The sequence below is a fragment of the Acidovorax sp. 56 genome (assembly GCF_002749705.1).
GTDB lineage: Bacteria > Pseudomonadota > Gammaproteobacteria > Burkholderiales > Burkholderiaceae_C > Acidovorax.
Map to the genome: position 1 here is coordinate 2,484,303 of NZ_PEEV01000001.1, position 25,498 is coordinate 2,509,800.

Below are 25,498 nucleotides of genomic sequence, written 5' to 3' on the forward strand. Positions count from 1 at the left end.
GCGCCAACGTGGCATCCGCGCTTTAGGCGGTAGCCCGCAGGTCAGGCGGGCGTGGCGCACGCATCGTCCGTCTGCGCATGCACGTGCAGTCCGTGCATGAGAGTGGTCTCCACCAGCATCTGGGTGTAGGCATGCTGGGCAGCCCCGGAGCACAGGGAGGCAGTGTCGATGGCTTCAACGATGCGGCCTTGCTGCATCACCCCCACCCGATCACAGAGGTGCGCCACCACGCCCAGGTCGTGCGTGACCAAGAGGTACGTCAGGCCCTCCTGCTTGCGCAGCGATACGAGCAGGTTGAGGATTTCAGCTTGCACCGAGACATCCAATGCCGAGGTCGGCTCGTCCAGCAGCAGCACCCGAGGCTCCAAGATGAGTGCCCGCGCAATCGCCACGCGCTGCCGTTGCCCCCCAGACAGCTGGTGCGGATACCGGTGCCTGAAACTGTCGTCCAGCCCGACCTTGCGCAGCATCGCGCCAATGCGCTCATCCTGGGCGTCCATCTGGTGGATTTGCAACGGCTCGGCCAGCGTGGTTTGCACCGTGTGGCGCGGGTGCAGTGAGCCATAGGGGTCTTGAAAGACCATCTGCACCATGCGGGCCCTGGCGCGATCGAAGGTACGCCCCAGCGGTTGGCCTCCCAGACGCAAGGCGCCACTCCAGTGCATGAACTGGCCCGCCAGGCAGCGCAGCAAGGTGGTCTTGCCAGAGCCAGACTCGCCCACCAGGCCAAAGGACTCTCCTTGTGCCACAGAAAACGAGACATCGTGCAGCACGCGTGCGGCGCCAGGGCCTTGTCCAAAAGAGAGGCTCAGTTGTTCAACGTCAATCATGCGGCGACTCCGTCAACCCAGGCTGGGTCGCGTTGCAGGGTGGGAAGGTGCTCACGCCGGTTCTGCATGCTGGGCAGCGCCTCCAACAGTCCACGGGTGTAGGGGTGGCGGGCTTGGCCCAGGTCTGCAGCGGCAATGCTCTCCACCACGCGCCCGGCATACATCACCAGCACACGGTCACAGAAGTGGCGCACCAGGTTCAGGTCGTGGCTGATGAAAATCAGGCCCAGCCCTCTGCTGGCGACCAGCTCATTGAGCACGTCCAGCACCTGCATGCGTACCGAGACATCCAGCGCGGACGTGGGCTCGTCCGCAATCACCACCTCGGGTTGAGGGACCAGCATCATGGCGATCATGATGCGCTGCCCCATCCCCCCCGAGACCTGGTGGGGATAGAGCCCGTACACCCGCTCAGGGTCGCGGATGCGCACGGACTCCAGCATGGCCAGCACCTGCTGGCGCGCTTGTGCTCGGCTGGCGCGGTGGTGGGCCAGATAGGCCTCTGCAATCTGGTCGCCAACGCGCATGACCGGGTTCAGCGAGTACTTCGGGTCTTGCATGATCATGGACATGCGCCGCCCGCGTATCCCGCGCATTTGTGCCGCGCTGGCCTGCAGCAGGTTGACATCGTCAAACTGCAATCGGGTGGCGTCTACCTTGGCATTGCGCGGGTGCAACCCCAGCAAGGCCCTGCCCACAGTGGATTTGCCCGAGCCCGATTCGCCCACGATGCCGAGCTTCTCGCGCCCTAGCGCGAAAGAGACTCCGCGCACGGCGTTGGATGTGCTGCCGTCGGGCGAGGTGAACTGCACGCGCAGATCCTGCACTTGCAAAAGAGGGGATTCGCTGGAGGTTGTCATGTGTGCCTCGATTCCTTGGTGCTTATTCGCTGCGCGGGTCCAGTACGTCATACAGGCCATCACCCAGCAGATTGAACGCGAGGCTGACCAGCAAGATGGCACCGCCGGGTGCAGCCACCAGCCACCACGAATCCAGCATGTACCTGCGCCCCTCGGAAATCATGGCCCCCCACTCGGGCAGCGGCGCCTGCGCCCCCAGCCCCAGAAAGCCCAGCCCCGCCGCCGTCAGGATGATGCTGGCCATGTTCATGGTCAGACGCACCACCACCGACGAGAGGCACAGCGGCGCGATGTACCGCAGCAGAATGCGCGAGGCAGACGCGCCTTGCAGGCGTGCTGCGGTGATGAAGTCGGCGTGCCGCAGCGACAGGGTCTCGGCCCGGGCCAAGCGCGCAATCGGGGGCCAGCTGGTCAATGCGATGGCGATGACAGCATGGTCCAGGCCAGGCCCCAAGGCCGCCACAAACGCCAGGGCGAGCACCAAGCCAGGAAACGACAGGAAGATATCGGTCACGCGCATCATGGCGGTGTCCACCCATCCACCAAAGTAGCCCGAAACAATGCCCACCAGCAAGCCAATGGGCCCCACGATCACGGTCACCAACGCCACCACATACAGCGTGATGCGCGCGCCATGCACCAGGCGAGAGAAGACGTCTCTGCCGTACTCATCGGTGCCAAACCAGTGCGCAGCGCTGGGCGCTTGCAAGGCCGCAGAGAGGTCTTGCGCATAGGGGCCTTGGGTTGCAATCCACGGCGCAAATAGCGCGACTGCCACCAGCCCCAGAATCACAGCCACACCGGCGGCCGTCAGCGGGTTGCGCAGCAAACGGCGCGACATGCGTGCCAGCTCGCGCAGCAGGGCCTGGGTGGCGGTGGTGGCTTGGGTGGTGGGGGCAGACTGGGACATGGCTATGGGCACAGCGGCAACATCGGCCGAAGGGTTCAAGGTCTGAGAGGTGTTCATCGGGATATTCCCTGGGCGTAAGCGGTAGCGACGGCGTGGGCTTTAGCGTTGCTGCTGGGTGCGGGGGTCAAACACCCGGTACAGCGCATCGGTGACGAGGTTGATCACCACGAAGATCACCCCCACCACCAGCACCGAGCCCATGACAGCACTCATGTCGCCCAGCAACAGGCTGCTGGTGAGGTACTGGCCAAAACCTGGCCACCCAAAAACGGTTTCAATCAGCACTGCCCCTTCCAGCAACCCACCGTAGGCCAACGCCACGATGGTGAGCAGTTGCACCAGGATGTTGCGAAAGGCGTGGCCCCACACCACCGTGCGCTCCGGCAGGCCCTTGACCCTTGCGGCCAGCACATACTCTTGCGACAGCTGGGCCAGCATGAAGCTGCGCGTCATGCGGCTGATGTAGGCCATGGAGTGCAACCCCAGGATGCACGCGGGCAAGGTGATGTGCCGCAAGGCACTGCGAAAGGCCGCAACGTCGCCTGACAGGAGGGTGTCCACCAACAAGAACCCCGTGACGACCGGTACGGCCCCCTCAAAGGCAATCCCCACCCGCCCGATGCCTCCGGCCCAACCCAGCCAGGCATAGAAGACCAGCAACCCCATCATGCCGAACCAGAAGACCGGCGTGGAATAGCCCATGAGGCTGAACAAGCGCATGCAATGGTCACCCCAGCGCCCCTTGCGCGTGGCGGCGTACACGCCCAAGGGAACCCCCAGGCCCGTTCCCAACAAGATGGCCAGCGTGGCCAGCTCTATCGTTGCGGGCAGTACCCGCGCCAGGTCACTCACCACGGGGTGGCCCGTCAATACCGCTTGCCCGAGGTTGCCGTGCAACAGGTCGCGCAGGTAGTAGCCAAATTGCACCCACAAGGGCTTGTCCAGCCCCAGTTGCCGGTACACCTGTTCATAGGTCGATCGGTCGGCGTCGGGCCCCACGATGGAGAGCACCGGGTCCAATGGCATGACCCGGCCAATGACGAAGGTCAGCGCCAAGAGGCCCAGCAAAGTCATCAAGACCGTCAGCGCCCGCGCCCCGACCGAATGGAACTGGCGCGCAAAGCGGCGTGCACGAGACTCGCCGTGTGCAGGCAAGGCTATGGATGTGGACATGTGAATCTGTCTCCGTGCTGTCTTTATTCAGACAGTCTATTGATTGAACAAACGCTCGGCAGGCCCATCCGCGCTCGGGTCAAAGACCTTTGGCACCGCCATCAGGGCGGCTTCAAGGCCCACGATCACCCGGTAGCGCAGTGCCTTCCATTCAGCCATGGCCCGCCGCACCCAATGGCGCCGATGCCTTGAACACCCCATGCAAACGGGTGGTTGCCGAGGGGTGCCCCACATAGCCTTGCACGGTGTTGCGGTACACCACGGTCTCCACCATCTGGGAGATCGGCAAGATGGGCCCCACCTCGTCTTCGTATACCCGCTGAATGGCCTGGTACGCCCGCTGTTGCGCCCCTGGGTCTGGCTCCAGCAAGGCCTGCTCAATCATCCCGTTCAACCGTGGGCTGTAAAACCCGGTCCGCCAGCCCTGGAAATTGGTCAGGCGGGCGGCATCGCGGTTGTCAGGGTTGTAGGCCAAGGCCCGCAAACTGGAGTGAGGATGGGGCTCGGCCCCACCCCCACCCCGCCCCACCACGATCTCGAACTTGCGCTCGCGCATGGCCCCGTAGACTTGGTTGCCCGTGCCCGGCAGCACCGATGCGCGGATACCCGCCTGCGCCAAGGTGGACTGCACGCTGGTGGCAATGTTGATGAAAGGCGCTTCGGCCACCACCCGGATCGTGGTGTCAAACCCGTCGCCCAAACCCGCTTGCGCCAACAACGCTCGCGCTGCCGGAACGTCCAGCACATACCCGGGCTGCGGCAACGTGGCCGACAAACCCAGGGGCACAGGCCGCTGCTGCAGCCGCCCGTAAAAGGGCATCACGGCACGGTCAATCCCCTGGTAGTCGATAAGGCTGCGCACCGCCTGCCGCACCCGCGGATCGGCAAACTTGCTGTCTTGCATGCTCATGGCCACGTAGTACATCGTCCCGCGCTGCACTGTGTGCACCACCATGCCGGGCGTGGTCTTGAGCGCCTGGATGTCCGGCACCGACAGCCCCGTGGCCATGTCCAGATCGCCACGCGCCAGCATGAGGCGCAGCGACTGCGATTCCGTCATGTGCCGCATGACCACCCGGCGCAATCGGGCAGGCCCGCGCCAGTACCCGTCAAAGCGGCTCATCATCAAAATCTCTTTGGCCCGCCACTGGTCGAGCCGGAACGCTCCCGAGCCCGCAGCATGGGTGTTGAGCCAGGCAGCGCCCAAGTCACCGTCTTTTTCGTGCAAGAGCACGGTCTGCCGGTCCAGCACGGCGGCGCTCACCGACGTGGCCAAGGTGTAGAGCACCATCTTCGGATCGGTGGCAATCGGCAAATCGATGCGCAAGGTGCGCTCGTCCAAAGCACGAATCTGGCGCTCTGCATTTTTGGCGGTAAAGCCATAGCCCTTCCAAGGCGTGGCCAGTGCCAGGTTCAGGCGCAAGACCCGGTGCAGCGACCAGGCCGCATCCTGCGCAGTGACGGGCGCACCAGACTGAAACCGCGCCCCCTCGCGCAGGTGAAAAACCAGGCTGCGCCCATCGCCCCCCACCTCCCAGCGCTGCGCCAGTCCAGGCTCAATGCGCGTGGTGTCCTCGGGATGGAGTTCGATAAGGAAGTCGTAGAGGTTGGCCGCAATCTCCACCACCCCATTTCCCGTCGCACCGGCCGGGTCCAGGGACAGCAGGTTGTTCATGCTGATCCCCATGATCAGCTGGTCTTGCGGCGTGGCAGAGGGCGTTACCTGCACGGCCACTGCGTGGGCGGCTGGCCATAACGCAGTGGCGGCACCTGCGGTCAACGCCATCGCCATCCATTGCCGACGGTGCAGCAACGCAGGCGAGGAGGGCATGCTCTCAAATTGGCTTGGCATGGCAAATGCGCTTGGGAAAGCTGAAAGTAGTTAAAGGACGCGAGGGACGCACAAGGGCAACGGGGTGGCAGCCTGAATCAACCGCCCCGGCATCAGTAGCGAGACACGGCGTGCGCCTCGATGTACTCGAAATCAATATCCTCCCCCAGGCCCGGTTGCTGCGACAAATGCACAAAGCCATCGCGGTCCATCGGGTCGGGCAGGCTGCGCAGGTAGGCAGGCTTGTCGTCGTATTCCAAAAATGGGTGCAGCAGCCCGCGCTCGTACCAGCGGCAGTTGCGAATGGCAGCACACACCGCCAGGTTGGCGGCGCCGTTGCCATGCACTTCGCAGTCCATCCCAAACGATTCCGCCAAGTGGGCCACCTTCAGGGTGGGGGTGATCCCGCCCACGCCCGGCACGCCCGCCCGCAGAATATCGCAGGCCCCGGCGCGCACCCAATCCGCACGGCTGTGGTGCTTGCCGCCCAGGCTCTCAGGCCCCACGATGGGAATGTCCAGCTGCGACGACAGCCAGGCATAGGACGCCATGCTCTGCTCGTTCATCATTTCCTCGAACCAGGCAAAGTTCAGCTTCTCCAGCGCGCGGCCGATGCGCAGCGCATCCATGCGGCTGTAGTTGTGGTAGCCGTCGAGCATCAGCGCAATGTGGGGCCCGACGGCCTCACGCACGGCCGCACAGGCCTTGATGTCCATGCCCGGGTCTGGCGCAAACGACACCGGAGGCATCCAGGTGTGCAGCTTGATGGCCTTGTAGCCACGCGCCACCAATTTCTCGGCAAAGGCCGCATATTCCTCGGGGGTGGACAAGCCCCCTTTCAACTCGTCACCGCACATGGTGCTGCCATAAGCGGGCACCTTGTCCCGATAGCCGCCCAGCAACCGATAGACCGGCTGCCCCAGCGCACGCCCGGCCAAGTCCCACAGCGCCTGCTCGATGGCAGCCAAAGCCCGGTCGGTAAATTGACCCGCACTGCCACGCTGCCAATGCTCCAAAGACATCCAGAGCTTTTCACGCATGAAGGGGTCGGCCCCCACCAGCACCTTGCGCGCATAGGACTCCACCACATACGGCCGAATCACTTCAGGGGGGGCAAAGGCGTGGCCTTGGTGCCCATCGTCTGTGGTGATGGTCAGCATGGCCATGCGCCCTTGCGTCTCAGGCCCTGGATGGGAATGCCCTGCGCTGTCTACGACGCGGAAGGTAGGAAAGGTGAATACGGTGCCTGTGACACGCTCGATTTTCATAAGATTTTCTCGTCAGTCGTCTGATGAGTTGATTGTTAGTTAGACATACGCCCAGCGAATCAGGACAAACCCTAAACCCAGCACCGCAAGATATAGTCGAAACACACCGGCCACCCCCCTCATGAGTGCACAAACCTCCACCCCAACCCCGCCAGCGCGCGCCATCAGCCAACCCCAGCGCGTGGTCGACGGCGTGACCGAACGCATTCACAACGGCACACTCCAGCCAGGCGACCGCGTCCCCCCGGAGCCCGAGTTGATGCGCGAATTTGGCGTCAGCCGGTCTGTGGTGCGCGAGGCCGTCTCCCGGCTGCAGGCCAGCGGTCTGGTGACCACACGCCAAGGGGTGGGCACCTTTGTGCTGGAGAGCTCACAGCAAACACGCCCCCTGCTGGCCGCCACGGCACGCGACGTTCGCATCCAGCAAGTCCTGGCCATGCTGGAGCTGCGCATCAGCCTCGAGTCAGAGGCCGCCCACCTGGCGGCCCTGCGCCGCACAGACGCCCACCTCATCGCCATGCGGGCGGCGCTGGACGCTTTTGAGCAACACCGGCGCTCAGGCGCCAGTACCACGGAAGACGACTTCAACTTCCATATGCAAATTGCCAGCGCCACAGGCAATGAATACTTTGAAGAGGTGCTGCGCAACCTGGGCAGCGCCACCATTCCGCGCCCCCGCGCAACCCCTGCCGACACACCGCCCCAGGCACCCTCATTCGGAGCACCCCTCGCCTCGCTGGAGCACAACAAGGAAATCACACAGCGCGAGCACGAAGAGATTTACGACGCCATCCGCCGCCAGGATGCCGCCGCCGCCCGCGCCGCCATGCTCATGCACCTGATCCACAGCCGCGAGCGACTGCGCATTGCCCGCGGAGACGCATAGGGATCCTCTGCACCAATCACCGTGCCGCGTGCATCTGCGTGTGCATCTGCGGGCTCGGGTGGTCTGCGGCGTTGCCAATGCTCGCAATAGCTACGGCTATTGCTGCGCTTTGCGCCTTGCAGCCCATCCCGATCCACAGTGCCCACTTGCCGCGCGATTCGCGCAGAGGATCCCTGGTCCACCTCGGGTTTGTCCGAATCCCTAAATTTTCAACTTTGCGCACACTCCAACACGTCAGACGACTGATGTTAATAAATCAAAGGAGACTCTTGTGCGAAGTTTGAAATCCCTGCGTGCCCCTGCCACCACTTGCGGGCTGGCCCTGGCCGCCTGCCTGGGCTGGGGCCCCACGGCAGCACACGCCCAAAGCGACCACCTCACGCTCTACGGCATCGTGGATGGCTGGACTGGTGTACAGAAAACCAAGGCCGGTGCAGCCACCGGCACGGTGGGCATGGTGGAGAGCGGCGGCGCCCAAGCCAGCCGGTGGGGCATCAAGGGCACCGAAGACCTGGGCGGCGGGCTGAAGCTGAACTTCGTCCTGGAGCAAGGCATTGCCATCGACACCGGGGGCATCAGCACCGTGTCTGCCTCCAACGGCGGCTTCAACCGCAACAGTTTTGTGCGCCTGAGCGGACCGTTTGGCGAACTCAAGCTCGGACGCATGCTGACGGCCTACGACGCCTTGCGTGGGCCCATCAACCACTTGTACGACTCGTCCGGCTTTGCATCGACAGGCCAAACCTGGTCCGCCAGCACCACCGCAGGCAACGGGTTGCCCCCAGTGAGCGGAAGCGACTACCTCGCACGCACCAACAACACCATCCAGTACGGAACGCCCGAGTACCGCGACTTCAGCGCCGCTGTCAGCGTGGGCATGGGCGAAGGTGGCGTCACCGCCACCGCCGCCCCCCGCACCGTGACAGGCAATGTGATCTATGACGACGACACCACGCGCGTGGGCTATTCCTTTCAGCGCGAGTTCTACACCACGGGCGAGAACCGCTACCACCTGGTTTCCGGCAAGCACCGCTTCAAGGCCTTCACCGTGGTTGCGTCATTGCAAAGGCAAACCGACCACCGCGTGACTGGCGGCCAAACCGCCAACGAATACCAGGTGGGCGTGGATGTGCCCTTTGGGCAAGCCACCGTGGCCCTGGGCTACGCCAGCTCGCTTAACCGCGACGCACAAGACCGCAAGGTGATCGACGCCAGCGGCATCAGCGCCATGGTGACGTACGACCTGTCCAAGCGCACACGCCTGTACACCGCAGTGCGGCAACTGGAAGTCAAACGCGGTGACGGCAGCGTGTCCAGCGACGTGTTGCGCTGGGGCGTTGGCGTTGACCGTAAAAATATAGAGTGTCACATCTTTCCACTTGAGCCAATATTTTTGAGAATGTGTCAGAGTGCATGAAATCAGCGGACTGGCTTGATCTTTCAAAAACAAAAAGTGTCAAAAACTGAGGGTGTGAAAAAAATCGGAGCAGCCGATGTGGTCGGTGGGCCGCTTGCCATCAAGTAGACCATGATCGGTGGTCGCATCGTCGGGGTAAGCCCTGCACCTGCTCCAGATTGAGCATGTGTATGGTCGCCCCTGACATGCAGCTCAGTTACATGACTTCGGTGGCAAAGCCACCCAAGGCCATGAAATTTGTTTCACACTAAGTCCGCGGAGTGATGGCGGTCGCTGCAGAGCCGACAACGTAACCGACGAATTGGTACAACAACCTTTGGCGACTCACTGCGGCTGAAGGCTTCCAGTTTTCACGAAAACCTATCCAAAATCGCTGCCCCGGCGAGAAGGTCTTCTTTGGTCGCCTTCCCTTTTCGGAAACGAAGGACTTTTGTCGGCTTACCCTCACGCGCGCCCTGGGACCGCAGTGCATCCCACGCTTGTCCTTCAGATGGTGTCAATGATTCTCGAAGATAGTCGTCCTCCACCCTCTTTTCGAATGCATCAATGATCGCAGTGGCTTGAGACACGTTGGATTTGGAATGCTCCATTGATCCGAACGGACACCACAGCGCTTCAATCTCCATCCTGCCGCTGACGTGCTGCCTGAACAACGCTTCTACATCCGCCCGATGGATGGCATACAACTCAGACCGATAGGCATCACGCAGCTCCGAAACGCCAACTTTGCCAGCCTTACCCTGGCGACATGCAATCTTGTAAGCTGCTACAAGTAACTCGACTATCTTGCGTCGGATACCGAACGTGAGAAGATAAATGCTCTCTTGGTCGTCTACAGGATCAAAGACAAGTACGTCCGGCGCGACCGACTGCAATGCCTTCAGATATGCCGTCAGGTCAGGGCAAAGGGGATTGAACGGTCTCATGATGACAGGAGACGACAAAAGTCGATCACAGTCCTCCGGTAGGCGCTTTTTCAGTTTATGTCCAAGACTGAAATTCGCACCGTAGACCAGAATCGGCCCAATGCCATGGAGCTTCAATAGCACGCTCGCAGCGCGAGCGTTTGCGCTGCTGCTGGCGGAGATCCACTGAAACTCATCAATGGCGGCCAGACAAGTCGCATGCCGCCATGACGCTCTCTGAGCAAACTCCAAAATCTTGGGGACGGTCCAACTCTTGGGGTCTGAGCCATCACCGACAGCTTTCTGGGATTCGGGAAACTGCCACGTAGGGTCGACATGTTCGCGCAGCAGTTGATTGAGCCCGTCGCCTTGCGCAAGCGTCATCAACCACATAGGGATAAGATCAATGCCCGCATGTCCCCGCACACTCATTTGCTCGGATCTTGCCATCAGGACCTGAGACAAAGATTGGAGCACCTGAGATTTGCCAACACCCTGCAGCCCAGTAAAGCAGATTGCTGATGGGCGAGAGCGACCCCAGGGATTCCTGGAATACAAGCCCTTGATATATGCGGCGTCAAACTCCATGTGCGAAACGGCATGGGCTTGGACTTTTCCGGCTAATTCACGCAGCAAACTACGCATCTGGGCGTCAGGCAGGACCAACCTTCTTAGGCCGCTTTCCAAAAGGCCTGCCCGAACTTGGACATCTGCATCGCCCCATTCGATCTTTTTGGGCGGTACGCTGATGATCTGATCAATCTCAGCGTCAGATAGCTTGAATGAGTACTGCTTGACCCTTGGACTGATACTCATGCTGCTCTCCCGCCTGATGTGCTCCCCTTTACTACCTTCGCCTCATGCGCAGCGCTGCCCTTTGGCCTCGGAGGACTGCCTTTCTTGCGCTGTCCAGCATCCCAGCGGACACCTGTCACGTCCTGAAAATCCGATTCGGCGCGACTAATGGCAGCCTGCGCGCTCTCACGGGTCTTAGACTGAATCTGCCTCAACAGCTTTTCCGTCTCGGCGAGCTGACTGATGGGGACTAGGACGTCTTCGCCATCCACCCTCGCACGAGATGTGGCTTCCAGCTCCATCAGACTGCCGCTGACATCCACCCAGATGACCCGCGCTACAAGACTCAACACATAGGCCTGAACTTTGAGCCCTTTTGTCAGACCCACCATTTTCATGAGCGGAGATTCGAGCATTGCCCTGGAGCTGTAGTGCCTGTGCCTGAACTTCACGCCGTCGCGGTCAACAGCCAGCTTCACGGGAGTCCAGAACGATCGAACTGCCTCCTCCAGGCTGATCTGGCGGGCATGGGTACGCATGCGCGCGGAGAGGTACTGCCAGTAGTTATGCGGCGTGGCGACTAGCCGCGCGTTGTAGAAGTCATGGATGGCCTGCTCGCTGAGTCGACCTGAAATGTCCTTTGAATGATTTTTGGCAGCCGCACGGAAGACCTCCCGCTTGATCATGCCCATCACATTCAGGTCGCTCAGCACATACGATGGCGCCCCTTCCAGTTTGGTTGACTTGGGATGGGTTGTTTCAACGGGCGCCTTCGCTTTGCCATCATACGAAGGTGCAATGGTTTTGATGGGGAACCGTTGCTCGAGGCGCTCTGCGAATTTTCTGTGACCGGCTGGTCCCCGGTCCGAGGTGAATGCACTACTGATTCCTCTCATCTGCCAGTTCAGTTTGTCTGGCGGAATACCATAGAGCCGCGCGATATAGTCCTTCGGGACAGCCATGCAGAAAAGCATAGATCGATAGGCCTCCCCGGTTTCGCCTCCCAGAGAGAAGCCGATGCCGACCACAGCGCCGCTCGCCACGCACACAGCCTCAGCGACCACCAAGGGCTCACTGGGTTCACCCGACACTGGCGGAACTGTGCACCCAGGTTCAGGGGCTGCGTCAAGTGATGTCAGTCATGCACAAACTGCCCCTTACCCAACTGGCGATCCGTGAGGTGTGTATGACGCGACGGCGAGGTGAAAGGCACCAGGGACAATCAACGCTCGAGGGCACCGCAGACAACTCTTGAGAAAGCACTGTCCATGAGCTGTGCCGTTCTCGGCGTCCACCAGTTTTTGTACTACATGGCATCGTTGACCCTATGCGCCGCAGTGCACTGCGTTACACATGAGTTCCTGATCAAGACCGCAGCCCTATCGATATCTGCTCTCTCTCGCGCGGTGACCTCTGGAGCTTTTCGTTCTTAACTGACTTCACTGCCCGGACCAGCGTGCCACTCGCCACACGCAGCAGTTCCTCAACAAGCCCGAGGTCTACGCCCTCAGCCGAGCAAGCCGCTGCAAGGCTTTCCCCGGCACCAAACCTTTCCAGTGCACGCCACCTAGGCGAGGATCTGACCCCCTTCAAGGATGGCAAACCCAAGCTTTTTGTTTTCCTTGCCACATAGTCTCTGTCAAGGCCAAGCTGCTTTGAAATCGCAGCTATGTTTCCTGCGCAACTTACGAATACTTCCAAAAATTCCGTGGTCCAGTACTCCACTGAGTACTGAGACTTCATTGCCGCTTTCTCATCTGGCATCCGTCGTGCCACCGGAGTTGCCAGCGATTGTGCGGCTTCTCCCGCTGATTCGAAGAGTGTCGCAAGCGCTACGGCATATGCGAAACCAGAGCCTGGAGTCGCGTAGGAGCCGGGAAGTCGATCCAACGGGCTAAAGAACTCTCCAGACTCTTTCTTGCAAAGCTCTGGCCAATGGCGAACAAGCCAAGCTCGCGGCGCAGAGTTCAGAACGTAGTCGCTGAGCGGCGGCTTCACCCCGGTACGGCTGTTCCTCAGACCGAGTTCACGCCCCCTGCGGGCCAATGGGCCATAGATTGCGGACAAGTCGAACGGCCTATCTCGATCCAGAAACATCTCATAGACTTCTTGCAGCCGAATTTGAAACTGGCGCTCAGCGTCGCTCGCGGAGTCAAACTCGACACGCTCGACTTCACCCAGTTCAACCCAGTGCTGCGGCAAAAGTGAAAACGGGTCTGGATTTTTCACCCGGTGCAAAGCCTCGCCGTGTACGGGGCAGACCTCAACGCCTACAAGATTGTGGGTACGTCGAAACCAGCTAAAGCCCCAGTGCGACAAATCTTCTGCGACACACTTGGGGCACAGGTGCACTTTGTGTGTATGCAGTCGTGATCCGACGAGTTTTGTGATCCCTTGCCTGACTGCAGATCCATGAAGGGCTGGCGCTGTATCCCGCTCTGCGACTCGTAGCGCAGGCAAAAGGCTATGCTGCCTCGCGTAGTCTGAGGCGTTCATTCCCGCGATCGTGGCCACCTGCTCCAGCAGAGAGAACGCGGCAGCGCCTTCGCAGTGCTTCTCCGCAAGCCTCTCAATGAGCCGGTGCCTTTGACTCTTTGGAATCTGACCACGGAAAAAGAATCCAATCCGCCCAGCGTGGGCAAGCACGAATTCATGTGGCATTGGAGCCAAGAGCGGCAGATTCATTTTTCCCCCAACCTCTCCAGTTCTGCAACAACACGGCGCGCTTGCGCGAGCGCACGCTCATACGGCCTAGGCGTCTCCTCGCTGCTCCTCATCGACTTCGCAACGATGTCTAAGCACCGACTGATCACCATGGGGGAAGCACCGAGCTGCTCCCTCTCATAACGCGAGAGACAAGATCGATCGCAACCTAGCAACTTCGCAAATTCAGCCTGCGTGCGGGTACCGCGCGCGGCTCGAATTAGCTCTCCTTGAGATGTGGGATATACGAACATTGTTCTACTATTACACATTGCTGCGCGACGCGCAATTCAACATGGGGGGGAACGCAATACTTCGTACTGGAGAGGCTTAGGGATACTTACTTGCGTCGGTGAAGCAAACACTGAATCGCCCCGGTTTCTGCGGAGGCTTTTTGGTTTAAGTCAGCCCACTTCCGCAGTGGCCTGACTGGCGAGTTGCCGGTAGTAGTTTGCCTCAGCCTCAGCCGGCGGGATGTACCCGATGGGTTCGAGCAGGCGATGGTGGTTGAACCACGATACCCATTCGAGCGTGGCGAACTCGACTGCTTCCTTGGTTTTCCATGGAGCCCGGCGGTGAATCAGTTCGGCCTTGTACAGGCCGTTGATGGTCTCGGCCAGGGCGTTGTCGTAGCTGTCGCCCTTGCTGCCCACCGAAGGCTCGATGCCAGCTTCCGCCAGTCGCTCGGTGTAGCGAATGCTGACGTATTGCGAGCCTCTATCGGAGTGACAAACCAAACTGCCATCGCGCTCAGGCTGACGGGCATAGAGGGCTTGCTCCAGGGCGTCGAGCACGAAGTCGGTACGCATCGAATTGCTGACTCGCCAGCCCACGATGCGCCTGGCATACACATCAATGACGAAGGCCACGTACAGCCAGCCCTGCCAAGTCGAAACGTAAGTGAAGTCGCTCACCCACAACTGGTTCGGCCTCTCGGCCCGGAACTGCCGGTTGACCCGGTCCAATGGACATGGTGCTTTGCCATCACTGACGGTGGTTCGTACGGCCTTGCCGCGCATCACACCACGCAGTCCCATGCTGCGCATCAGACGCTCTACCGTGCAGCGGGCCACGGTCACGCCTTCGCGCCCCAGTTGGCGCCATACCTTGTCAGCGCCGTAGACCTGCATGTTGGCCTGCCAGACTCGTTGAATCTGCGGCATCAGCAATTCGTCGCGTTTCGCTCGAGCGCAGCGTTTGTGAGGCTCGCGCACCAGCGCGGCGTGGCGCCAATACGCTGACGGGGCAACCTGCAAGACCTTGCAGAGCGGCTCGACCCCGAAAGCATTGCGCTGCTGGTCGATAAAGGCCCTCAAGACTTGAGCCGGCGGTCGAGCTCCGCCTGGGCGAAAAACGCGCTGGCCAGCTTCAATATCTCGTTGGCCCGGCGCAGTTCTTTGACCTCGCGCTCCAGCTCCTTGACCCGCTGGGCTTCGGCTGTGGTGACGCCTTCTCGCGTGCCTGCATCAACTTCGGCACGCTTGACCCACTCGTTCAGGGTCTGCGGCACGCAGCCAATCTTGGGGGCAATGGATTCGATGGCAGCCCACAGGGATGGGTACTCCCCGCGCTGCTCCTGCACCATTCTCACTGCGCGCTCACGCACCTCGGGCGAGAACTTGTTCGTCTTCTTCATGGCTCAATCCTCTCAGAGTGTTGAGCCTCCTCAAAAACCGGAGATGGCATGGTCCGCCCACCTTTGGCGCTGCACTGCAGTCACCCTCCTGTAGACCGGGGTAGGTGTCGCCAGTCCAGTTGCAAAGTGCCAGAGTGGCAACCCTCGCAACCACTGATCCTGGAGGCCACCATGCAATCGACTCTGAATCTGCCCGTCATTGGTCTGGACTTGGCAAAGTCGGTGTTCCAACTGCACATCGTTGATGTGGAGTCGGGCGAGATCCAGCGACGCCAAATCAAACGCGCCAAACTCACGGAATTCTTCGCCAAATGCACCCGTAGCTTGGTTGCGATGGAAGCTTGCGGGTCATCGCATTACTGGGCCAGGACGATCCGGGCGCTGGGACATGACGTCAAGCTGTTGCCGGCCCAGCATGTCAAAGCCTTCTTGCTGCGTGACAAGACCGATGCGATGGATGCACAGGCGATCTGGGTGGCGGCACAGCAGCCGCACATCTTGCCGGTCCCCGTGAAATCGGAGCGCCAGCAAGCTTGTTTGTCAATGCACGGCATGCGCCGTCAAATGATGAAGATGCGCATCATGCAAACCAATGCCCTGCGAGGCATCTTGGCCGAGTTCGGCATTGCCATGCCCGTGGGGCACAACCAATTGCTTAAGATGATCCAGGCAGAAATCGCCGAGGCCCAGGAGAAGGGTCATCTGCCTGCCGATCTGGTCATCTGCATCCAGGAGCAGCTCAAACGCATCGATGGATTGCAAGATGACATCGACCAGATTGGCCAGCGGCTGGGCGCCATGATTCGAGAGGACCGGCAGATGCAGGCCATTCAGCAGATTCCTGGTGTCGGAGACCTGACAGCCTCGGCGCTGGTGGCGGCGGTCGGAGACTTCTGCACATTCAAATCCGCGCGGCAGTTCGCCTCATGGGTAGGGTTGGTCCCTCGTCACGTGGGCACTGGGGGGAAGACGCAGCAGTTGGGCATCTCCAAGCGCGGAGACACCTACTTGCGAACCTTGTTGATCGCCGGCGCCAGGGCCGTGATTGCCCGATCCGGAAAATCTGACTGGATTGAACGGTTGCTGCAGCGGCGACATTACAACGTCGTGGTGGTGGCGTTGGCCAACAAGATGGCGCGCACCGCGTGGGCGGTTCTAGCCAGGGGCACGGCCTTCGATCGGACCCGTTGGAATCCGCTTGAGACGGTGAGTGCATGATCCGTCAGCGCGGCGCGCCACTGACCTACAAAACCGATTTGAAGGAGAACCTGCACAAAGCGTATTGATGGAATGACGGTCAAACCGGGTTGGGGAATTCCGATGAATCGCCAGTACCTTGAGTACATCCCGGAGATAGGAACCCCAGCCGCGAATAGCCATCATGGGCAGCAGCAGCCACTGCATCAACAGCCCGGATGTAAGGCAGCAAACCCTTCAAACCATCACGACGTAAACGCTTGTTCTCCTTGGGCGGACCATGTAGGCGATTCAGGTTGATTCCGCCAATGATGCGCAGATGAAGCTCCTTGCTCCTTCCTTTTGCATGTGGAATTTTCCCCGTTCAAACCAGACTCGGTAGCAACGGCCATTGCCGACATGGTGAACTGGCCGGGGACATCGACAAGAGCAGTCGGGTAGCCGCATGGGCTCGCCAGACGTTTCCAGCTGAGCCGGTGGTGCTGGTTGCGGGCAATCATATGCTGTACGACGGTCATTGGATGTGACCTAGGAACGTTCCTCGTGTGACCGTTTGAGGCTGACAACAGCCGCCCACCCATGGGCATAGCGGTGACAGCTCTGCTTAGCAGCAGACGTTCAAAGGGGAAGTTTTTTCAGCCAAGGAGACTGCTCCTGACTATTTTGCATATCTAGCAATGCAGCCCCCACACATCCATTCGCCGTCGTCGTAGATGCCACCCGTCATGTCAGTGCGCTGGTGGCACCAGCCGCATTCGTAGTAGATAGCGTTGTCCCCGTATTTGTTGCGCTCAGGTTCCCTGTAGCCCTTCTGGTTTGACGGCAGTAGCTTGGGATCTGGCGCCGTGGCGAACCGGCCGCAGTTGCTGCACCAGTGCCCACCGTGGTGCTCAATCGTGCTGGCCTTATTGCAGAACGGGCACACCACCTGGTCATGAGCCACGAGCGGCACAACATTGACAGGCACAAGCTCTGCAATGCTCTCCACCCTTCGACAGCTCATGCCGTTGGCGTTCAGGTGGTTGAGCAACGGATCGAAGCCCTTGTCGCCACTGAGCACGAAGCATTCGGTGTCTGGAGCCGTCTCAAAGGTCCGGCCCAACTCAAAGGCAATGTGGAAGTCCAAGGCGTTCTTGCCCGCACCTGAAATCTTCAGGAAGTCCACACGGCTGAACCTATGGGCCGTGGCAGGCTTCTTCGCTGCCTTGGGAGGATTCTGGTTGGCACCTACGAAGATGATGGCCCTAAAGCTCTCATCCAGCGGAGAGAGATCGACCTTGTGCTTGTTCTCCAAGTCAACCAACAAGAGCTTCTTCGTCATGTCGTTACCTTGCCGGCAGGTGCCGTTGTTCACCAACTATGGTCAAAGTCTTGGCGCCACGTGTCATTGCGACATACAGATCCTTGGCGCCCAGTGAGTCAGCGTCAAGGATGACCGCATGGTCATACTCCAGTCCCTTCACAAGCAGCGTTGTGCCAATGAGCTTGCGGTGGCTTATCGGCCTCCCCGTGTGCCGCATGTCGCGTTGATAAAGGTTTGCCGCGTCCGTCAGCGTTACCCCGCTACCGTCAATGTGAATCTTCAGCACGTTGAGGAAGCGATACAGCAGATCACGACGGTAGGCTGACGTTTCAGGGTTGTCCTTCAACGCCAGGAAGAAGGCTCTAAGGTGAGCACTGGTCGGCTCCTTCAGGTAAGCATTCGCGGCATGCAAGACCAATGGATACTTGGTCACCTTGCTTTGCTTTGCCACCTCGCCCTTCTGGGTGCCAGCAGTCAGGGCCTTCGCCACCCCAGTGAAGCACTTTTTGCCGAACTCCAACGCGAGCAGGAAGCCTTGCTTGGTTGTCTTGGCTGCAACCAATTTCTTGATGAACGAATGAAGATCTTTGCCTTCGACTTCTTCAATGGAAGAGAACTTGCCACCCATAGTTCTTGCCAAGAGATGGGTCATGTTCTTGGACTGCTGATCGCCGCCATGAAGGGCAATCACACTCTCCTGCTGACCCAGCAAACCCATCAGTGAGGAGTACTGCTTTGACGCCAAATATTCTGGAGTGGTGTGAGCTCGTATTACACAGGCAGGCAGACCGTTTGAAAGATCGATCTTCTGTCCCTGTTCCAGGGTCTCCCTCGCCTTCTTTAGCCAATCCCCAAGCTTCGGATCGCCGGTCGTTTTCCAGCGCCACGGCGTCTCTAGCTGACCGAGGCAAGTGAACGTCGGATAGACACTCACGGCCCAATCAACGGGCTTGTCTTCATCACCACCAAAGTCGAAGATGGCCTGCATCGGATCGCCCAAAATTCGACAGGGCATGAACTCAGCAAAGGCACAGACAAGGCCATGCTGCAGATCGGAGCAGTCCTGGTACTCATCCACATAGACGCCGGCATAGGTGGCAGCGATGACGCGGCGAACGAACTGCTTCCCCAGCAACCCTGAACAGCACTCGTAGAGCTTGTTCCACTGCTTGCTTGTGGGGTGCTCTACCTTCCAGCCCGAAGTCTTCGGATAGGCCAAACAGAGCCGCAGTGACCAGCTCGCAATCGTGTCAATCTGGTATTTGGAGGACGGCACGCCAAGAGCCGTCATCTTGGCCTTGATGGAGTTCACACCCGCGAAGGTGTGGGTCAAGATCAGTTGCTTCTTGCTGGCCGCCTTCACTGCCATGGCAATGAGGTGCGTCTTGCCGTAGCCAGCCGGCGCGATCACATACCCTTTGGTAGTGAAGTCGTTGAGCTTGAGGGCCAGTTCTTCAGACACGCTCTGCCCAAGCCCAAAGCTGGGCGAGCTTCGTGGCTATGTCCTTTTTTGAGAAATTTGCATCATCGAATGCAGGGCTGATAGCCTGCACCCACAAATCGCCACGGGTGATGTCCTTGAACCAGTCGCTGCCTTTCGCTGCATTTCCGATAGCGAGCCTAAGTTCAGGACTGTCCCCCCACTTGGCGACGTCTTCATCCAGCGGCATCTTCAACCAAGAGCGCACATTGTCGTAGACAGACAAGCTAGGAACAGTTTGAGCGAGTTGCACACTCGCAATCACGCTGATCCATGGCAAATCCTGAAACGCTCGTTGCTCCAATGAGAGCTTGTCGGTCCACACATGGACCGAAATACCCTTGCCTCTCAACTCAGCCTCATGAGCAGGAGAAAACTGCTTCTCTGCATCCCCGTCAGCGACAACGCAGACGTCATAGCCAAGCAGCTTGAATGCCTCTGCCAGAGATTTGATCTTGCTCGCCCCACCTGCATTCAGCAGGGACACGCCGTGATAGGAAAATGGATCGTTGCCCTTGCCGACCTGATAGTCGTCATAGCCCCTCATGAACCCGACCTCTGTAGCTCCCTCACAGACGACGACCTTCTTGGACAAGAACGCTTCCGCACTAGAGCGAATCCTTCCTTGCGCCTCGTGAGCAGCCAATCCTTCGCAGTAAGCGGGAATGACCCGCACGACACCTTCCTTGCTGTGAACGATGTACAGGTCATTCACGGTTAGTTCCCGCAGGACCGTGGGCGAGTGCGTGGTGAGGAAGTATTGGCCTCGTTTGTCCTCTCGGACATGCTTGATAAGACGGGTGATTCGGTGCGGCTCCAAGCCAAACTCCACCTCGTCAAACAAGGTGATGTGTCCCTCCTCCAACCCCATCTTCTGAATGCCACACAGCAGCATTCGCCTTGACCCAAGACCTAGCTGGCGAAGAGGAATGTCACCGTCATGGAGTGCCAACCCACCTACCTTCAGGTTGATAGAAGCCAGATCGAGGTGAGCCTTGTAAGCCTGCGATACCGGCACCCCCAACCGCTTTGCAATTTCCTGCGATTTCTCAGCCGCCTCATCGAAGTTCTTGAGAGTGACAGGCCTGTTGGCATCCAAAGAGGCTCTGGCTGTGCGAGAGGCCGTTGCCAGCAGCTCATTCAGACTCTGGGCCTCAGTGAGCTTTGCCAGCGCCGTGCCTGTAGCCCACGAGAGCTGCTTCTCGCTGTAGGCACCGATGAGGCCAACGCTGACCTTGTTCCTGTCGCCTTGCTTGAACGGAACACCGTCAGGGTGTCGATCACAGACAACCAACCACTTAGGCTCAAGATCCTTGTCGACCGTCAGCCGCACGGTCAGAACACTCTCCAAGTGATCTTCAGGCTCGTCAGTGAGTTTGAGGGTCGTGGAATCCCAGCCACGGAGGTACTGACCGTACTTGTCCAAGGCACAGAAGGCTTCGGTCAAGGCCCCGATGGTGACTTCAATGACGATTGACTCTGCGACTTTGCACTGGTGAAAGTCAGAGTCGCTGAGAGTCAGGTTCCACTGAGGATAGAAGGCATACCTGATGGCCTCCAAGATGGTGGACTTGGAAGAATCACCTTTGCCAATCAGGCAGAAGATGTCGGTGTTGGGGAGGCTCCAGTCAAGTTCTTTCACGCCTCGAAAGTTCTTGATTTTTATTCTTCTGATCTTCACTGAATAAGGCCCTCCAAAACATCAGATATCAAATGGGATACTGGCGATCAATACCCCTGCGCAGCACAGCATGGAACGTCTCTTCACCCGTTACTTCTCATCATAGATACATCTCATCAGGTTGCGCTGGCGTACTGGCCTCCTGATTGCTAGAGCGAGACAGATGTAGAGTGGGATCGCCAACCTGAATCGAAGGCCTACAGACGACCTTTACCACTCAATCAGATAGTAAAGAAGAAGTATGAATGAGTTAGATCCTTTGTTTGCTGCAATGCGAGACCTCAATGCCACGAAGTCCGACGGGTTTGAGGGATTGGTCCGGGACATGTTCACTGAAGTTACCGGGATGGGATTTCGGTTGATGAAGAACGGACCGCAGGGTGGGGTGGACGCAGTCGGAGACACCCCAGTGAATGGATTAGAAGTGGGTATTGAAGGTAAGCACTACGCGCCAGCGACGTCACTGCCACTAGATCAGCTGAAGTCCAAAATCCGTGACGCGGTAGATAGTTTTCCGACGCTTGACGTATGGGTGCTCGCGGCGACTCGTCCCATAAGCGGTGGAGATGTCAAGGAGTTGGAAGCCGTCGGTGCATCCGCAGGGATCGATGTACTGGTACTGGACTGGGATCCGACAGCAACAGAACCACCGTTGCTTGCAGTTCTCTGCGCGATGTCACCCGCTGCAATCCATGTAAGACTGCAGTCCTCAAAAGCACTGACGGATGCATTGGACTTCGTTCGCAATCACAAGCTATTCGATTCGGCGTCCAAACGTTTACTGAGTCGCCTACAAAGCCCACTGGTTGGCTTGGCCGCGGCCAAGAAACAGATGCAGGAATGGCTGAAGTCTCGAATGAGGGAAGCAGATGTCTCGAGGTTGGCTTTTGATTCCCATGCAGCGTTGCTCGGCACCGATTCGCACAGGATCAGGCGGGGTGAAATAAGTGCGAAGCTTGACTGTTGGTGGACTGATCATAGCGCCAAGGTGGGCGCGCTTCTTGGTCAAGAAGGCGTTGGGAAAACTTGGGCAGCATTGGATTGGGTGCTGGGACGCATCGACTCAGATCCTAGCTTTCCGTTGGCAGTATTCGTTCCAGCTAAGAACGTAGGTGGGGCTGATGCCGATGCAATTATTGCATCTGCACTGTATACAGCCTTTCAGATTCGGGACCAGGCTTTCTGGAAGCGCAGGGTAGTTCGCTGGCTATCAGCTGAGGCTCTGCGCCCCAACCTGCTGGTAATCATTGATGGTCTCAATCAGAACTGGATGTACCCAAGCTGGTCAGAGCTGGTGCTTGCTATTGCCGGTGCGGATCGAAAAGGTAAGGCGGCGGTACTGCTAACCGTCCGTCCTGATTTTTTCAATTTCCGGCTGAAGCGTCTTCAAGATCTTTCGACGAAGCCGGTCGAAGTTCCCGTTGAACCCTTTAATGATGCAGAGTTGGAGCAACTGCTTGCGACCTATGGTTTGGTCATGCGCGAGCTACCCAAAGCACTATTGCACCTACTTCGCAACCCTAGGGCTTGTCGACAGGCCCTGCGCCGACGCAAGGAACTCGAAGAAAGCGGGGACATAACGCCAGAGCGCGTCGTGTATGAAGACTGGCGAGGAAGACAGCCACAAGCTCTGAAGGTTCTGAGTGAGGAGGAGTTTAGAGAGTTCGTTGCCGGCCTTGCTCGACGCTATAAGAACAATATTGAGGGTAGTGAAGTCTCCAGAAGGCAGCTCCTCGACGAGCTCGCAATGGACAGCGGAGATGACTTCTCTAGGTATGAGGGTGTCTTGAGTGAGATCATCGATGGTGGGTGGGTGACCTCTTCTGGAAGAGCACACCAATTCAAAGTACTTGAGAGCAAGCTTCCCTACGTTTTAGGCTTGGCTCTCATCTCGGAGCTCCGCGCTGCAGAGTCAGAGGAGCAAGTGCGGAGCAATCTGGATGAGGCACTCGATGCCTATCAAGGCTCTGATTTCAGCGTGAAGATCCTGCGATGTGCAAGCACATTTGCAATGATGGAGGAGGGAACACCCGAGGTGGTGCGTCGCAGTCTTTTGACCTACTGGCTTGCTGCGCAAAACTTTGGCCAACCTGATTTTGAGAGCTTTTGGAGATGCCTCGGCTTGTTCCCAGAGACAGTTCTGGACATCGCAGAGCGCTGGTGGTTCAACAGATCTGGGCGTCATAGCGAACATGAGGTACTAATAAAGGCATTCGCGAACTCGTTCAAGTGGACTTCTGTCGAGAAGGCATGTGAGGCTCGCTTAACCCGATGGTTTGAAGGCTTCTGGCTTGATCCACTTGAGGGTGAGGTGCTTGGTCAGATTCCTGAAGATGAACAAGCTAGAGTTCGTAGAGCACAGACTCAGCGTCGTTATGAGGAATGGATAGCCAACGCTGATGCCCCCATATTTGGAGTCGAGATTCGGGAAGTCGAGGCTTCAGGCAGAGCATGGGGATGTTATCGAGCCATCGAAATGATGTCTTGGCTACCGCGCGTGCCTTTGCTACGACCCATAACAGCGTGGGCTATAACCCGAGGCGTCATGGGGCAATTTCGGCAGAAGAAAATGTTCGCATGGCTGCTCCGATGGAACGAGAACGACTTCGAAGCGACCGAGCAAGCGCTCTTGCAGAGAGCCAAAGAGCTTGCACCACTTGGCGAAGTGGGTCTTGAAGCTGCCCGCAGCCTCTTGGAGCTGTTGTCTACGCCAAGTGCTGGCGCCACTCTCACAGCGCTGGGGATCATTCCGATGGGCCTAGACGCGGGCGATATAGTCTTTCCAAGACCTACCGATCCGCAGTCAGTCTTGCCTCAAAACTACCTCGAGGAGATTGAAGCATCTGCTCTAGAGTTTGCTGTGCCAAAGCCGGAAGCTTCACCTCGAAGCTTTTCCCACATTGCTCCAGTTACTACGAGACATGTTCTTTCCCGATGGTCTCCGTCACTGCGCATCAAGCTTGAACGGGACGGCGTGGAAGGAATTCTCGATAAGCTATGTTCTCCTTCAACAGAAGGGAGTGATATTGCAGTCCTAGCTGCAGCATTGCCCCAGTCTGTCATGGTGATGAATCTAGGCCAGTTGCAGCGATGGAAAAATGCTGCATGCCGAGCTCGAGATCAAGGAGAAGAATGGAATTGGGATCTGCAGTTCATAAGCTTTTTTGAGGTCTCCTCTGCCGCGCAGGTCTCGCTCTTGGACTTGTCTCCGAAGCAGGCGATGCCCGCTTACTACGCGAACTTGCTGGTAAGGATTAGTGCTGAAGCAGGTCGCGAAGTGAAGACTCGTTTGAAAAATAGCTCCTCCGAAAGCGAACTAATATTTTGGCTGGACTATCTTGATTGCGCGGTAAAGAATGCAGAGGACTTGGACAGTCTCGCTCTTGAACCGTACTTGGGTCATACCTCAACTGGTGTACGTGAGAGGGTTCTTCGGTTCGGCCTTGAAACGCAGTCGTCAAGACTTGCCAATGCGTTGGCAGCCAGCGATTGGTGCTGCTCGCAAGCGAAATCCAGAGAGGAGAAAGCCTGCGGTTCGATGTTGCTTGCGTGCACTTCAGATCCTATTTCAGTCGACGAATGCAAGCGCCGTGTGCATCCTGAAGCACTCGGGGAGTTTGTTGAGGCCTTTCCCGATACGGCCGGATACCTTGAGCTTTTCGCTGGACATGTGCGAGATGAGCTTTCCTATCTTGCAACCACTCGATCGGGGACCTTTCCCAGATCTCTTCTTAATAAGCACTCTGGTTGGGACAAACTTGTTGAGAGATTCGGGGAGCAGCTCGCTGGGTGGTTGTCGCCGTTCTTGGAGAAAAAGAATCGACGAATGATCTTTGGGGGGGCGGAGCACTTTCCGCTGATCGAGTCGATTCAAGCAATCTCGAAAAATCGACCTGAGCTTTCAGCGCAACTGGTCGAAGCGATGCTCGAGGATGAATCGGAGTCAGTTTTCCATCTTGGAAGTATCCGAGACGCCGCGTTGAGCGTAGCTACGGAGGCGGGTCAGAGACTGCGGGCTAGTGTTCTCGCAGACGCGAACACTGATGACAAACTATGCGCCTACGCTTCAGGGCTCCAGAGGTCGAATCTTGAGCACAAGCTCTTGGAGCAAATCGAGTCGGATTTGGCGATGGAAATGGCAGGCTATGTCGCCCGAGGAATCACCATGGCAGGCTTCTTGGTGCCCTCGGAGGTCAACGATAGACTCTGGGAGCGCATCAACGTGTCAACAGGCCTCGGTCGGTGGCTTGCGCAAGTGAAAGTGGTCTCTTATGACCGCTATGTTCGATCAAAGGCGTGTTTTCACTGGTTTGGGCTTTTCCTCTCAACTTCGTCAGAGGAGGATGCATTCCTATACTTTGAGCTTTTCCTCGGGACAGTCGATCCACGCTTCATCGCCTCGGATTTGTCTTGGAAGAGGCGTTCGGATTGGTCATACAAGAAGTTAGTGCACTGGTCTTTGCACGTTGATGCGATAAACGCTAAAAACAAGGCGGTGCATGACGACTGGAAAAAGGTACTTTTTTGCACGGAGCCGCCAATGAGCAACCAATACCCCACCAAGAGGTGAGTCAGAAACACGTAGATGCTCGAGACACGCATGCTGCTAGATGAGTAGCGAGA

19 protein-coding genes and 1 other annotated feature are annotated in these 25,498 nt (G+C 58.4%); of the genes, 4 read left to right on the forward strand and 15 right to left on the reverse strand.

Annotation, left to right across the window (positions count from 1 at the left end; translation table 11 throughout):
- Window positions 1-41: 41 nt before the first annotated feature.
- The 7 genes from CLU88_RS11005 to CLU88_RS11030 form a co-directional block, all read right to left on the reverse strand.
- Window positions 42-830, reverse strand: coding sequence for an ABC transporter ATP-binding protein (locus CLU88_RS11005; protein WP_099656631.1), 789 nt, complete (start codon window positions 828-830; stop codon window positions 42-44).
- Window positions 827-1,690: an ABC transporter ATP-binding protein gene (locus CLU88_RS11010; RefSeq protein ID WP_099656632.1), complete on the reverse strand. Its 864-nt coding sequence runs from the start codon at window positions 1,688-1,690 to the stop codon at window positions 827-829. Before CLU88_RS11010 ends, CLU88_RS11005 begins: the two co-directional genes overlap by 4 nt.
- 22 nt (window positions 1,691-1,712) lie before the next feature.
- Window positions 1,713-2,600 carry an ABC transporter permease gene (locus CLU88_RS11015; RefSeq protein ID WP_199173520.1) on the reverse strand — a complete coding sequence of 296 codons (888 nt, stop codon included), beginning with the start codon at window positions 2,598-2,600 and terminating at the stop codon, window positions 1,713-1,715.
- A 99-nt stretch (window positions 2,601-2,699) separates the two neighbouring features.
- A complete protein-coding gene (locus tag CLU88_RS11020) occupies window positions 2,700-3,773 on the reverse strand; it encodes an ABC transporter permease (protein ID WP_099656633.1) in 1,074 nt (357 codons plus the stop codon).
- A 36-nt stretch (window positions 3,774-3,809) separates the two neighbouring features.
- A complete protein-coding gene (locus CLU88_RS23395) occupies window positions 3,810-3,932 on the reverse strand; it encodes a hypothetical protein (RefSeq protein ID WP_255410659.1) in 123 nt (40 codons plus the stop codon).
- Window positions 3,925-5,625, reverse strand: coding sequence for an ABC transporter substrate-binding protein (locus CLU88_RS11025; protein ID WP_233205438.1), 1,701 nt, complete (start codon window positions 5,623-5,625; stop codon window positions 3,925-3,927). Before CLU88_RS11025 ends, CLU88_RS23395 begins: the two co-directional genes overlap by 8 nt.
- A 92-nt stretch (window positions 5,626-5,717) precedes the next feature.
- Window positions 5,718-6,872, reverse strand: a complete 1,155-nt coding sequence (locus CLU88_RS11030; RefSeq protein ID WP_099656634.1) for a mandelate racemase family protein — start codon at window positions 6,870-6,872, stop codon at window positions 5,718-5,720.
- Between the two features lie 121 nt (window positions 6,873-6,993).
- On the opposite strand from CLU88_RS11030, the gene CLU88_RS11035 reads away from it, so the two are divergent.
- Both CLU88_RS11035 and CLU88_RS11045 read left to right on the forward strand, forming a co-directional pair.
- A complete protein-coding gene (locus CLU88_RS11035; RefSeq protein WP_099656635.1) occupies window positions 6,994-7,758 on the forward strand; it encodes a FadR/GntR family transcriptional regulator in 765 nt (254 codons plus the stop codon).
- A gap of 271 nt (window positions 7,759-8,029) precedes the next feature.
- Window positions 8,030-9,175, forward strand: a complete 1,146-nt coding sequence (locus CLU88_RS11045; RefSeq protein ID WP_158235596.1) for a porin — start codon at window positions 8,030-8,032, stop codon at window positions 9,173-9,175.
- A gap of 350 nt (window positions 9,176-9,525) precedes the next feature.
- On the opposite strand, the gene CLU88_RS11050 is transcribed toward CLU88_RS11045, so the two are convergent.
- From CLU88_RS11050 to CLU88_RS11070, 5 genes are all read right to left on the reverse strand, one after another.
- Window positions 9,526-10,896, reverse strand: coding sequence for an ATP-binding protein (locus CLU88_RS11050; protein ID WP_099656638.1), 1,371 nt, complete (start codon window positions 10,894-10,896; stop codon window positions 9,526-9,528).
- Complete coding sequence (locus CLU88_RS11055) at window positions 10,893-11,942, reverse strand: hypothetical protein (protein ID WP_143225980.1); 1,050 nt, start codon at window positions 11,940-11,942, stop codon at window positions 10,893-10,895. The genes CLU88_RS11050 and CLU88_RS11055 overlap by 4 nt, the downstream gene beginning before the upstream one ends.
- 298 nt (window positions 11,943-12,240) lie before the next feature.
- Window positions 12,241-13,560 carry a TniQ family protein gene (locus CLU88_RS11060; protein WP_099656640.1) on the reverse strand — a complete coding sequence of 440 codons (1,320 nt, stop codon included), beginning with the start codon at window positions 13,558-13,560 and terminating at the stop codon, window positions 12,241-12,243.
- A complete protein-coding gene (locus CLU88_RS23515; RefSeq protein WP_369827632.1) occupies window positions 13,557-13,850 on the reverse strand; it encodes a helix-turn-helix domain-containing protein in 294 nt (97 codons plus the stop codon). Before CLU88_RS23515 ends, CLU88_RS11060 begins: the two co-directional genes overlap by 4 nt.
- 132 nt (window positions 13,851-13,982) lie before the next feature.
- A protein-coding gene (locus CLU88_RS11070) for an IS3 family transposase (protein ID WP_099656642.1) occupies window positions 13,983-15,214 on the reverse strand; the annotation gives its coding sequence in 2 pieces (ribosomal slippage) (window positions 13,983-14,926 and window positions 14,926-15,214; 1,233 coding nt in all).
- Window positions 14,820-14,936: a sequence feature (AL1L pseudoknot), on the reverse strand. Its footprint overlaps the gene before it by 117 nt.
- A gap of 183 nt (window positions 15,215-15,397) precedes the next feature.
- Here CLU88_RS11070 and CLU88_RS11075 point away from each other — a divergent pair.
- Window positions 15,398-16,432, forward strand: a complete 1,035-nt coding sequence (locus CLU88_RS11075) for an IS110 family transposase (protein ID WP_099658802.1) — start codon at window positions 15,398-15,400, stop codon at window positions 16,430-16,432.
- Between the two features lie 637 nt (window positions 16,433-17,069).
- On the opposite strand, the gene CLU88_RS11080 is transcribed toward CLU88_RS11075, so the two are convergent.
- From CLU88_RS11080 to CLU88_RS11090, 3 genes are read right to left on the reverse strand one after another with little or no spacing between them, the layout of a single operon-like run.
- Window positions 17,070-17,732: a PIN domain-containing protein gene (locus tag CLU88_RS11080; RefSeq protein WP_143225981.1), complete on the reverse strand. Its 663-nt coding sequence runs from the start codon at window positions 17,730-17,732 to the stop codon at window positions 17,070-17,072.
- Between the two features lie 4 nt (window positions 17,733-17,736).
- Window positions 17,737-19,176 (reverse strand): AAA family ATPase, encoded by a 1,440-nt coding sequence (locus CLU88_RS11085; protein ID WP_099656644.1) that lies wholly within the window; start codon window positions 19,174-19,176, stop codon window positions 17,737-17,739.
- Window positions 19,169-20,875: an ATP-dependent endonuclease gene (locus CLU88_RS11090; protein WP_099656645.1), complete on the reverse strand. Its 1,707-nt coding sequence runs from the start codon at window positions 20,873-20,875 to the stop codon at window positions 19,169-19,171. Before CLU88_RS11090 ends, CLU88_RS11085 begins: the two co-directional genes overlap by 8 nt.
- A gap of 241 nt (window positions 20,876-21,116) precedes the next feature.
- On the opposite strand from CLU88_RS11090, the gene CLU88_RS11095 reads away from it, so the two are divergent.
- Complete coding sequence (locus CLU88_RS11095) at window positions 21,117-25,445, forward strand: hypothetical protein (protein ID WP_143225982.1); 4,329 nt, start codon at window positions 21,117-21,119, stop codon at window positions 25,443-25,445.
- Window positions 25,446-25,498 lie beyond the last annotated feature (53 nt).